Origin of the sequence: Pseudomonas marincola, assembly GCF_900682675.2 — a bacterium.
GTDB classification, from domain to species: Bacteria; Pseudomonadota; Gammaproteobacteria; order Pseudomonadales; family Pseudomonadaceae; genus Aquipseudomonas; species Aquipseudomonas marincola.
Genome location: NZ_LR215729.2, coordinates 1,370,691 through 1,381,627 on the forward strand (window position 1 = coordinate 1,370,691; position 10,937 = coordinate 1,381,627).

Consider the following 10,937-nt stretch of genomic DNA (forward strand, 5'->3'; position numbering starts at 1 on the left):
GTGAGGATGGCCGTCATACTCGACAATTTGACCGCTGTACGCCGCACGGCAATGGATTTGTTGGCGCGGCGTGAACATGGTCGAGTCGAGTTGACGCGCAAATTACGTTTGCGCGGCGCTACCCCAGAATTGATCGAACCAACCCTCGACCGCCTGGCGGAAGAGGGTTTGTTGTCTGAGGCGCGCTACCTCGAAAGTTTTGTCAGCTACCGTGCACGCGCAGGTTACGGCCCTTTGCGGATTCGTGAAGAGCTAAACCAGCGCGGACTGGCACGCAGCGACATCGAACAGGCCTTACGCGACTCTGGCATCAACTGGGCCGAATTACTGCTTGATACCTGGCAACGCAAGTTTGCCGGTGAATTGCCCGCAGACATGCGCGAGCGTGCCAAGCAGCAGCGCTTTCTCAGCTACCGTGGCTATCCCCAGGATTTGATCAGCAAACTCTTGCGCGGCGCGCTGGACGATTAGTTCGCACGCGTCTTTCACCGTCCTCAATACTCATCCGTTGAACCCGCTCACAGGCCGCAAGTTTTCGCACGGCCTGCAAAGCTTAATGCCTGCAACATACTGCGCCGTCACTTTCGCCTACTGTGCGCAGTAGTCCGTAGCAGTGCATGTGGCGCAGTCAGGCTTGCCAGTGTTGCGGTTGATTGATGAAGTTCAGTAGCTCCCGTAAACGCCCCAAGTGGCGTCCGGTGAAAGCAAAAGCCAGGCGGGCGAGGTGAGCAAGTTCGGGCTCATCCATTTCTGCCACCCCGCTAGCCAACTGCTCGAAACCACCGCTGATGCATAAATCGCTGAATTGCTCATGCAGCAACTGCATGGCCGTTGAGTTGAGTGGATGATTGATGCGGATAACAAACCGCCCTTTAAGCCAGCGGCTTGAGTGGAAGTTGGCGTAGAAGCGGGCGATCTCGGTGGCCGCATCCTCGACGCTATAAACCAGACGCATCAGGTGCATGTCGCTCGGCAGGATGTAGGCGTTGTCGCGCAATTCAGCCTCGATAAATTCCAGCGCACGTTGCCAGTAAGTACCGCCTGGCTGATCAAGCAGGACGATCGGCACTAACGGGCTTTTGCCGGTTTGAATCAGGGTCAATACTTCCAGCGCTTCATCCAGTGTGCCAAAGCCGCCGGGACATAAGACCAGCGCGTCTGCTTCCTTGACGAAGAACAGTTTGCGCAGGAAAAAGAAATGGAACGACAACAGGTTGTCCGAGCCTTTCATGGTCGGGTTGGCGGTTTGTTCGAACGGCAGGGTGATATTGAACCCCAAGCTGTTTTCACGGCCTGCACCCTCATGCGCGGCAGCCATGATGCCGCCACCGGCACCGGTGATTACCATGAGGTCATAACGCGCCAGCGTTTGCCCAAGATCACGGGCCAGGCCATACACCGGATGGTCGGCTGGGGTGCGCGCTGAGCCGAACACAGTGACTTTGCGTCGACGCTTGAACCGCTCGAGCGCGCAGAATGCATGCTCCATCTCACGCAGTGTCTGCAACATGATCTTGGCATCCCAGCGATTGCGATCGGCCTGCGCCATGCGCACAACGGTGGTGAGCATTTCACGATACAGAGACTGATTAGGGCTGTCGGGCGGGGTGATCAGTGCCGTCAGTTGATCCAGATATGACGCCACATCAATGCTGGTGGTTTGCACATGACGAGACAGGTAGTCGTCAGCTTCATAAGGCATAAAGAGTCTCCTGTTGAGCGTAACCGTATCGCCAGGCATCCGTGCTGTTACGGTTCTACAGAGAGAGTATGGCTGCAGGATGACGTTTTGCGGCGTTACGCAGTGCTAATTTGCACGCAGCTAAAGTGATGCAGCGTAATGCGTGGGGCAGCCTAGATGCGCAGTCGCCTGTGCAGTGCGCTGAGGCGCTGGACAGGCAAAGCGAGAGGGACGTGCGACTTACTGGATGTTGCAGTCGGTTTTGTCGTAGTTCTCATTGGCAACCGGGCGGTTGCTTTTGTATTCGGTGAACTCGTAGCGCAACACTGCGCCGCGTGAAAGCAGTTGGCGGAAACCATTGTTGTTGCACACGCTGGCAGCAAGTTGCGCACGCATTGCATCCGGGTTGGCGCGCATTTGTGTGGCATGGGCCTCGCGGACACTCAAGTGATTGATTAGCACGTGGCCATCAACGGTGTAGCCCTGATCCAAGATGTCGCCATTGATGGCGCGTGGAGTGCCAACACTGCTTTGCTTGGCAACCTGCTGCAGGAGCTTGGTCAGTTCAAAGTCTTTCAGTGACGATGCATGAGCAACCACTGGCAAGGTGAGTGCGATGGAAAGGGCAATTAATCGAAACATCAGGGTCTCCGCAATCATTTGGAACCTTCGACAGGCTTGGGTCTGCATAGGTTCAGCGTGCAATCATAATACCTATAAGCGGGCGCTTTGTACCTTCAGTCGTTAGCTCCGCTGTTGGCACGCAGGTTTGCTAGAATGCCGAACCCTGAATTTGAGTGATGTCATGCGCCGCTTAACTGTACGAGTTATTCACTGATGAGCCATGCCGTAGCGCGTCTGCGCACTGCGCGGCTTGCCCGCAGTGAGAAACCATTTATTGCCCGTGGCTCGCGTTCGATTCGATGTGAGTCCTGCCGCATCGCACTGTCTCACTGCATATGCGCATTGCGGCCAAATGTTCAGGCGCATTCGGGGATGTGTCTGTTGATGCATGATATCGAGGCCCTCAAACCGAGCAACACCGGTTGGTTGATTGCCGATGTGGTGGCAGACACCTGTGCTTTCGGATGGCAGCGAACAGTCGTCGACGAGGCGCTGTTGGCCTTGCTGGCTGATCCTGCCTGGCAGCCCTTTCTGGTGTTTCCGGGGGAGTACGCCGCGCCAGAACGCGTAGTCAGTGAAGTGCAGCCTGTGGCTGGCAAGAGGCCGCTGTTTATCCTGCTGGATGCAACCTGGACCGAGGCGCGCAAGATGTTCCGCAAGAGCCCTTATCTGGCAAATCTGCCGGTGTTGGGTTTGCAGCCGGAGCAGGTTTCACGTTATCGGTTGCGCCGTTCCAAGCGTGATGATCACTTGTGTACCGCGGAAGTGGCCGCACTGTGCCTGGAGTTGGCCGGTGATCAACGTGCAGCAGATGCGCTGAACACCTATTTCGATGTGTTCAGCGAGCACTATATCGCCGCCAAAGGTCCGCGTGCAGTGGACCTCAACGATGAGCTGCACAACCAGCTGCGCACCTTTCTCTAAGCCAGAATATCGTTGCGCAGCACTCGGTACTGCGCAACGCTCGGCATGCTTAGTGTTGAGCCAGCGCTTCGACCTTGGCCTGCGGCTTTTGCGGCCATAGTTGAGCAATCAACATCCCGCCCAGCATTAGCGCGCAACCCAGGTAACCCCGGGCGTGCAGCGATTCACCGAGCAACAGCGCGCCGGCAATGGCGGCAAATACCGCCTCAAGCGACAGGATAATGGCCGCATGCGAGGCGATTGCGCTTTTCTGTGCAACCACTTGCAGGGTGAAGCCGACCGCAACACCGAAGATGCCGCCGTAAAGCACTGCCGGGCCAGCTGCGATAACCGCCTCCAGGGAGATGGTTTCAAACAGTGCGCCGCAAACCAGGCTGATGATCGCGCAGGTCGCAAACTGGATGACCGCCAGGCGCAGTGGATCGTGACGGCTGGCAAAGTGACCCACCAGTAATACATGAATACCCCAAACGAATGCGCCTGCCAGTTGCAGCCAGTCGCCCGAAGCGACATGGAAACCTTCGCCAACACTGAGCAGGAACATGCCGACCACCGCGAGTACGGCGCCGAGCCAAATGCCCAGGCCGCTTTTCTGGCCGATAAACAAACCCAGAATCGGCACGATGATCACGTACAGCCCGGTAATAAAGCCCGAGTTGGTCACGGTGGTGAACAGCAAGCCAACCTGCTGCAAGTTGATGCCGATTGCCAGCGCCAAGCCCATCAGCCCGCCGCCAATTAACAGGCCGCGATTAACAGGCTCTGGCTTGCTCGCAGGGGTGCGCCGTTCAAGCAGGGAAAGCACTGGCAGCAAAATGACGGTCGCGAGCGCAAAGCGCAGACCGCTGTAATAAAACGGGCCGATGGAGTCCATGCCCAGACGCTGGGCGACAAAAGCCGAGCCCCAGATCATGGCCGTGAGCAGCATCATCAAATCGGCCCGTAAGGCGTTGCGTTGCATAGAAAAATCTCGGCAGGATTAAGGGCGCAGACTTTGCCGTAAAGTAATCAACTTGACCACCCCGAGTTCGCTCGGCATGCTGGGCACCGCCAGCCGCGTATAAACATCGGATTGATAGACTACCGAGCGTTTTTTGCGTACTCGCCAATAGCTCAAAGTGGTAACTTGGAGCTGATTTATAATCAGCTCCAGCGCATTGCAGTGCGCATAAACCTGTGCGTTACCCGGTAACTAACTATGCGTTGTGAGCGATGCTTGCAAACGAAGCCCCTATAAGAAGAACAGGATCCGCAATGGCTGCTTATGAAATCCTGATTGCAGATGACCACCCGCTGTTTCGCAGTGCATTACAACAAGCGCTGACACTCGGGCTGGGCAGTGGTGTTCGGTTGGTAGAAGCGGCAAGCATTGCCGAGCTGGAAGCCCATCTGGCTGAAAAGTCTGACTGGGATCTGGTCTTGCTCGATCTTAATATGCCTGGCGCTTATGGCTTTTCAGGGTTGATCCTGTTGCGCGGTCAATACCCGCAGATCCCCGTCGTCATGGTGTCTGCACAGGAAGAGGCGGCCGTGGTCACGCGAAGCCGTGAATTTGGTGCCAGTGGTTTCATTCCCAAGTCGAGCTCACTTGAAGTTATTCAGCAAGCGACGCGTCAGGTACTCGATGGTGATGTGTGGTGGCCGCAGACCAATGAGGAAGAGGCTGCTGTTTCCAGCGAAGCTAAAGCTGCGAGTGCCGGCCTTGCGAGTTTGACGCCTCAGCAGTTCCGCGTTCTGACCATGGTCTGTGATGGTTTGCTCAACAAGCAAATTGCCTATGAGCTGAGTGTGTCTGAGGCCACTGTGAAGGCTCACGTGACGGCTATCTTCCGTAAGCTGGGAGTGCGTACCCGAACTCAGGCTGCACTGTTGTTACAGCACTTGGAAAGCATTCCTTCAGCCTAGAAATCAAATACCTGCGCAGCTCTCTCAATAACAAGGCACGCTGTTGCCTTGTCGTCGTTTATTTTTTGAGTCGTTCCAGATGTCCCCATTCAAAGGTAAAACCGGTTTTAGGCGCGTCCTCAATGCGACCGGCTATTCGTTCGATGGCTTGCGCGCCGCATTTCTCGGTGAGGCGGCTTTTCGCCAACTGGTTTTGCTCAACATTGTATTGATCCCGCTGGCCTTTTGTTTCGAGGTCAGCAAGGGTGAGCGGGCCCTGATGGTCGGCGTGTGCCTGCTCGCGCTGATCGTCGAACTGCTCAATTCAGCCGTCGAGGCGGCGATCGACCGCATCTCGCTGGATTTGCATCCGTTGTCGAAAAATGCCAAAGACATGGGCAGTGCTGCCCAGTTCGTCTCACTGTCGCTGATTGGCAGCGTCTGGCTGATCATCCTGCTGGGCTGAGATCAGGCAATATTTGGCAGCACAATCTGGTCGCTGCGCTTGATCCCGTGCGTCAGTGTCTGGCACAGCTCGACAAACTCGCGCATGGCCGCCGTACGGTATTTCTGCTTGTGCCAGATGAAATAGAACTGCCGGCGTAAGTCCAGCGTCGGTGTTTCGACGGCTACCAGGCTGCCGCGGCGGAATGCATCGCGCAGCGCCAGGCGCGAAATACAACCAATGCCCAGCCCCGACTCGACCGCGCGCTTGATCGCTTCGGTATGTTCAAGTTCCAGGCGGATGTTCAGCGATGTGGGGTGATGACGCATCGCCCGGTCGAAGGTGAGGCGGGTGCCGGAGCCCTTTTCTCGTAAGATCCACGCCTCCCGCGTGAGGTCATCAAGGTTTGCCTCACCGCGTTTTGCCAGCGGATGTTGCGGGGCGCAGAACACCACCAGTTCATCCTCGATCCAAGGCAATACTTCAATATTCGGGTCCTGGCAGTCGCCTTCGATCATGCCCAGATCCAGTTCATAGTGAGCGATTTGCTGAACCACATGTGCGGTGTTGTGCACTTGCAGTTTCACCTTGCACTCCGGATGCAACTGCATGAAGTTGCCGATCAGCAATGTCGCCAGATAGTTACCGACCGTCAGCGTGGCGCCTACGCTAAGAGACCCCAAACCGCTCTCACTTTTCAGCAGCCGCTCAATGGTTTTGACCTGATCGAGCAGGGCGATAGCCTGGGGCAGTAATTCGCGGCCCAGCGCATTGAGGTTAAGCCGCTTGCCTGCACGGTCGAATAATTGGCTGTCGGTCTGGCGTTCCAGCTCGGTAAGGGAGGTGCTGGTAGCCGATTGCGAGAGGGCCAGCGACTCGGCCGCGCGCGAAACGCTTTCCTGCTGCGCCACGGCGACAAACACTTGCAGTTGTCTGAGAGTAAATCGCATATCTATATAACCGATAACCTATATCTTAATTATTCGCTTAACAGATATTCTGCGCCCCACTAGAATGCCGCGCAATCACCAATTTTGACCTTTGAGGTAACCTGCATGAGCAACCTGAACGTCGAGCGCGTGCTTAGCGTCCATCACTGGAACGATACCCTGTTCAGTTTCCGCACGACCCGCAGCCAGGGTTTGCGTTTCGAGAACGGCCAGTTCGTGATGATCGGCTTGCAGCAGGAAAACGGTCGGCCGCTGATGCGTGCCTATTCAATCGCCAGCCCTAACTACGAAGAACACCTTGAGTTCTTCAGCATCAAGGTGCAAGACGGTCCGCTGACCTCGCGTCTGCAGCACCTCAAGCCGGGTGATGAGTTGATGGTCAGTCGCAAGCCTACCGGCACTCTGGTGCTGGACGACTTGTTGCCGGGCAAGCACCTGTATTTGCTGAGCACGGGCACCGGCCTGGCGCCGTTTATGAGCGTAATCCAGGACCCGGAAACCTACGAGCGTTACGAGAAAGTCATTCTGGTTCACGGTGTGCGCTACGTAAACGAAGTCGCTTATCGCGAGTTCATTACCGAGCACCTGCCGCAGAATGAATACTTTGGTGATTCGCTCAAGGAAAAGCTGATTTACTATCCGACCGTAACCCGTGAAGAGTTCGAGAATCAGGGCCGTCTGACGGACCTGATGCGCAGCGGCAAGTTGTTTGCGGATATCGGCCTGCCGCCGATCAATCCTCAAGATGACCGCGCCATGATCTGCGGCAGCCCAAGCATGCTCGACGAGACCAGCGAAGTGCTGGAAAGCTTCGGCCTCAAGGTTTCCCCGCGTATGGGCGACCCGGGTGATTACCTGATTGAGCGCGCATTCGTCGAGAAGTAAGTTTTAGCTGGCAAGTTAAATCAACACACAAAAAAACCACCGATTCAGGTGGTTTTTTTGTGTCCGTCGTTTGGCTTAGTGAGCAGCAGCACGCTTGATGTCGAGTGCCCAGCGCTCGTCATCGCGGAAGGCAATCAGCAGCAAGCTGGCCGCAAAAATAATCAACGATGGGTAGAACAGCGCGTTGGAACCCTGCAAAAACCAGCCCCACGGGTCTATCACCGAGCCCAGAACGGCCAGCAACGTCAGGCCATTGAGCAGCGCTTGAAGCGGGTAGGTCCAGCGGCATAGCAGCCCAATGACGATCAGCACGCCTATGGCGATCTGAATCACCCCCAACACCTGCATCGCACTTTCAGCCGTGAGCAGACCGAAATAGAACTTATTGGCGACGGCAACGCTGTGCGCAACATTGAATAGCTTATCGGCTCCCCAGATAACCAACAGCCAGCCGAGTGAGATGCGTAACAGTAATAACGTCCAGTGTTTCATGGCGATCAGCGCTCCAATGAGAATACTGCTGGAGTCTAATATAGGACTCTTCAGTCCTAAATAGATCGAATGGACTGTAACGTGGTGAACTGTAAGTTAATCTTTCGCTAGCCCTGAGCCGATCCTGACTATTCGCCTGGTTCTCAGTCGTTTGCCAGAACTACGTCCAGTATGCGAATCTCTGCCGGTGTCGGGTAATGCCAGTGCACATCGAGGTCCCAGAATTTCGCCCCGTAGCGGCGTTCGGGTTCCGGCGTCTGATAAGCGGGGCGCGGGTCCTGTGCCAGGCATTGTTCGATCAGCGCAACCAGCGGTTCACTCAAGCGCTGTGCATGCAGCTCTGCCTGCTCAAGCGCGGGCTGACTCCAACTCACGGGCAGGAGACGGGGGGCCGCCGCAGCCATGTGATTGAATGCGCCGGGCACTTGGTCTGCGTAGGGTACATACGGCTTGATGTCTAGCACCGGCGTGCCATCAAGCAAGTCGATGCCCGACAGCCACAATTTGCCCGGCTCGATTTTCTCCAGCGCCACCACCGATTGGCCGATGCCGTTCGGGCGGTGCGTGGCCCGCGTCGCAAAAACGCCCATGCTTTGATTGCCGCCCAAGCGCGGCGGCCGGACTTTGAGGCGCGGCTTGTCTTCAAGGGCCTGATGGAAGACAAACAGCAGCCAGACATGACTGACCTGCTCAAGCCCCTGAATCGCTTCGGGCTGATCAAACGGCGCCACCAGTTCCAGCACCCCGCGCGCGGCAGGCGCCAGTTGCGGCTGGCGCGGAATGGCGAACTTCTCTTTGAAGCAGGAGCGCACAAAGCCGATGGGCGATACTGAGTAAGTCATGGAGGCGAGTCGAGGAAGATAGGTCGGCTATGGTAACCGCAACGCAGCGGCAGGTTAAATCCGGCGTGCCGCTGCGTTGCGCATCGGTGCTGGCGGGGGTGGCGCCTCAGAGGCTGAAACCGCCGTCCAGTGGGATGACGTTGCCGGTCATATAGGCACCGGCGGCACTCGCCAGACTAATCGCCAACGCTGCCATTTCCTCTTCGCGGCCCCAGCGTTTCATCGGGATGACGTCAACATCGGCGGCCATGGCGGCGCTGTCCTGTGCGATGTGTTTGGTCATCTTGCTCGGGAAGCGTCCGGGTGCAATCACGTTGACGTTGATGTGTTCGCTGACCAGTTCGCGCGCCAGCATGCGTGACATTTGATGCAGCGCCGCCTTGCTCGGCCCATACGCCCAGGCATCTTCGCCAAACGAGCTGATGCCGGCCACCGAGCCGATATTGATGATGCGGGCCGGGTTATCACTGCAGCCGGCTTTGCGCAGCAGCGGCAACAACTGCTGGATGCAGCCGAACACCGAGGTCACGTTGAGTTGCATGACCTTATCCCAGCCTTTGGCCGGATAACTTTCCAGTGGCGCACCCCATGTGGTTCCGGCGTTATTCACCAGAATGTCCAGTTGTGGGGTTATTTCGCCAATGGCAGCGGCAAAAGCCTGAATGCCTTCCTCGGTTGCAAGATTGGCCGCGATAGCGTGGCATTCGCCGAGAACGCTCAGCTCTGCCGCTGTATCTGTGCAGGCTTGTGCGTCGCGGGCGCAAATGATCACCTTGGCACCTGCTTCGAGGTAGGCCTTGGCGATCATTTTACCGATGCCGCGAGTACCGCCAGTAACCAGCGCGGTGCGGCCTTGCAGCGAGAAGTACGGGTGCATGGCGAATCCTTGAAGGAGGAGAGAGCCATTACCCTAAACGTGCGCGGCCACCAAGGGAGGCACTATTGCGCACGTAAATGCAGGGTTATACAGAACCTAGTTCTGCTCGCGCAGTGCCAGGCCCTTGAGGAAATTGCGCAGGAACTGGTCGCCGCAGGTGCGGTAGTTGCTGTGGCCGAACTTGCGAAACAGCGCGCTCATTTCCGGCTTCGAAACCGGGAAGTCGACACTCTGCATGATCTGGTTCATGTCATCTTCCTTGAGCTCGAAGGCAACGCGCAGTTTCTTCAGGATGATGTTGTTGGTGATTGGCAGCTCGAAAGGTTGCGCCGGGCGACTGTCATCCTTGCCACGCTTGAAGTACACCAAGCCATCGAGAAAGTGCGCCATCAGCTCGTCATCACAGAGGACGAAACCTTCCTCGTCTTCTTTCTTCAGCAGCAGGCTGACCTCATCGGCGGTGATGGTCTTGTTGCTCAGCTGAAAGATTTCGGCCAGCTCTTCATCATTGATGTTAAGCGTGTAGCGCAGGCTACGCAGTACGTCGTTATTGAGCATTAGGGTTCCTGATAATGGGAGAGCAGTAAATTGACATGACTGCGTTTAGAAGCGCTCTTTGGCTGCCAGATAGCGCCATTGGCCCGGCGGGACTTTGGACATGGGTACACCGCCCACACGGATGCGCTTGAAGCTCAGGACTTTCAGCCCGACTTCATTGCACATGAACACGATTTGTCCCGGAATCGGATTTTTCAGGGCAAAGCGCAAGCGAGTCTCGTTCTGCCAGCTGACCTTGCAGGGCGGCAACGCGTAGTTATTGAAGACCAAGCCATGATTGAGACGCTTAAGGTCGCGCTCGCTGAGCTGGCCGCTCACTTCAACCACGTATTCCTGTTCCATCTTGACGATGTCGTCGCGCAGTTTGCGTTCGATACGCCAGTCCTGAGTCATCACGTGCAGGCCTTCTGCACCGGCTTGCAAGGGTATGCAGGACGTTAAGTTGATCAGGTGGGCTTTCAGAGGGCGGATTTTCGAGGCGTCTTCGGCCCAGTGATTGGCCTGGCTGAGTTCTTCAACAAAACGCTCTGCATTGTTATGCCCGGCCGGGATGTGAACCAGCAGCGTGACCGGATCTACCGGCGTGGCCACAGCATCGGGCAGTAACTCCACCAACTCGTCGGTGACTTTGACGTGCGGTACATCGACCACCTCGCCATTAACCGTCACCCAGCCTCCCTCAATATACAACTCGGCTTCGCGGCGGGAGCAGCCGACCAGTTCGATCAGGCGTTTGGAAAGGCGTATTGGGTCGGTCATCAGGCAGTCATCGGCA

The 10,937-nt window shown here is 56.6% G+C and carries 14 protein-coding genes; 5 read left to right on the top strand and 9 right to left on the bottom strand.

Translation table 11 applies throughout. The annotated features are described in order from the left end of the window. The first annotated feature begins 6 nt into the window (after positions 1-6). Complete coding sequence (gene recX, locus PMYSY11_RS06305; RefSeq protein WP_069901451.1) at positions 7-471, top strand: recombination regulator RecX; 465 nt, start codon at positions 7-9, stop codon at positions 469-471. Positions 472-628: 157 nt separating this feature from the next. On the opposite strand, the gene PMYSY11_RS06310 is transcribed toward recX, so the two are convergent. Both PMYSY11_RS06310 and PMYSY11_RS06315 read right to left on the bottom strand, forming a co-directional pair. Beyond that, a complete protein-coding gene (locus PMYSY11_RS06310) occupies positions 629-1,702 on the bottom strand; it encodes an LOG family protein (RefSeq protein WP_150548629.1) in 1,074 nt (357 codons plus the stop codon). Between the two features lie 219 nt (positions 1,703-1,921). Beyond that, positions 1,922-2,323, bottom strand: coding sequence for a quorum-sensing-regulated virulence factor family protein (locus PMYSY11_RS06315; protein WP_069901891.1), 402 nt, complete (start codon positions 2,321-2,323; stop codon positions 1,922-1,924). Between the two features lie 195 nt (positions 2,324-2,518). On the opposite strand from PMYSY11_RS06315, the gene PMYSY11_RS06320 reads away from it, so the two are divergent. Further along, on the top strand, positions 2,519-3,229 hold the full coding sequence (locus PMYSY11_RS06320; protein WP_069901453.1) for a tRNA-uridine aminocarboxypropyltransferase: 711 nt from the start codon (positions 2,519-2,521) through the stop codon (positions 3,227-3,229). A 49-nt stretch (positions 3,230-3,278) separates the two neighbouring features. Here the strand turns inward: PMYSY11_RS06320 and PMYSY11_RS06325 are convergent, their stop codons facing one another. Further along, positions 3,279-4,190 (bottom strand): DMT family transporter, encoded by a 912-nt coding sequence (locus tag PMYSY11_RS06325; protein WP_069901454.1) that lies wholly within the window; start codon positions 4,188-4,190, stop codon positions 3,279-3,281. A gap of 293 nt (positions 4,191-4,483) precedes the next feature. Here PMYSY11_RS06325 and erdR point away from each other — a divergent pair, with 293 nt between their 5' ends. Beyond that, positions 4,484-5,134, top strand: a complete 651-nt coding sequence (erdR, locus tag PMYSY11_RS06330; RefSeq protein ID WP_069901455.1) for a response regulator transcription factor ErdR — start codon at positions 4,484-4,486, stop codon at positions 5,132-5,134. Positions 5,135-5,213: 79 nt separating this feature from the next. Further along, a complete protein-coding gene (locus tag PMYSY11_RS06335; protein ID WP_150548630.1) occupies positions 5,214-5,579 on the top strand; it encodes a diacylglycerol kinase in 366 nt (121 codons plus the stop codon). 2 nt (positions 5,580-5,581) lie between these two features. On the opposite strand, the gene PMYSY11_RS06340 is transcribed toward PMYSY11_RS06335, so the two are convergent. Then, positions 5,582-6,508 carry a LysR family transcriptional regulator gene (locus tag PMYSY11_RS06340; protein ID WP_069901457.1) on the bottom strand — a complete coding sequence of 309 codons (927 nt, stop codon included), beginning with the start codon at positions 6,506-6,508 and terminating at the stop codon, positions 5,582-5,584. A gap of 105 nt (positions 6,509-6,613) precedes the next feature. Between PMYSY11_RS06340 and fpr the strand changes: the two genes are divergently transcribed. Beyond that, on the top strand, positions 6,614-7,393 hold the full coding sequence (gene fpr, locus PMYSY11_RS06345) for a ferredoxin-NADP reductase (RefSeq protein ID WP_069901458.1): 780 nt from the start codon (positions 6,614-6,616) through the stop codon (positions 7,391-7,393). 75 nt (positions 7,394-7,468) lie between these two features. On the opposite strand, the gene PMYSY11_RS06350 is transcribed toward fpr, so the two are convergent. The 5 genes from PMYSY11_RS06350 to PMYSY11_RS06370 form a co-directional block, all read right to left on the bottom strand. Further along, entirely contained in the window at positions 7,469-7,885 is a 417-nt protein-coding gene (locus PMYSY11_RS06350) for a DoxX family protein (RefSeq protein ID WP_150548631.1), read from the bottom strand. A gap of 143 nt (positions 7,886-8,028) precedes the next feature. Then, positions 8,029-8,727 carry a tRNA (N6-threonylcarbamoyladenosine(37)-N6)-methyltransferase TrmO gene (gene tsaA, locus PMYSY11_RS06355; protein ID WP_150548632.1) on the bottom strand — a complete coding sequence of 233 codons (699 nt, stop codon included), beginning with the start codon at positions 8,725-8,727 and terminating at the stop codon, positions 8,029-8,031. Between the two features lie 106 nt (positions 8,728-8,833). Further along, a complete protein-coding gene (locus PMYSY11_RS06360) occupies positions 8,834-9,604 on the bottom strand; it encodes an SDR family oxidoreductase (protein WP_090513551.1) in 771 nt (256 codons plus the stop codon). A gap of 96 nt (positions 9,605-9,700) precedes the next feature. Then, positions 9,701-10,162, bottom strand: coding sequence for a YehS family protein (locus PMYSY11_RS06365; protein WP_150548633.1), 462 nt, complete (start codon positions 10,160-10,162; stop codon positions 9,701-9,703). Positions 10,163-10,207: 45 nt separating this feature from the next. Beyond that, complete coding sequence (locus PMYSY11_RS06370) at positions 10,208-10,921, bottom strand: rRNA pseudouridine synthase (RefSeq protein ID WP_150548634.1); 714 nt, start codon at positions 10,919-10,921, stop codon at positions 10,208-10,210. Between the last annotated feature and the right edge of the window lie 16 nt (positions 10,922-10,937).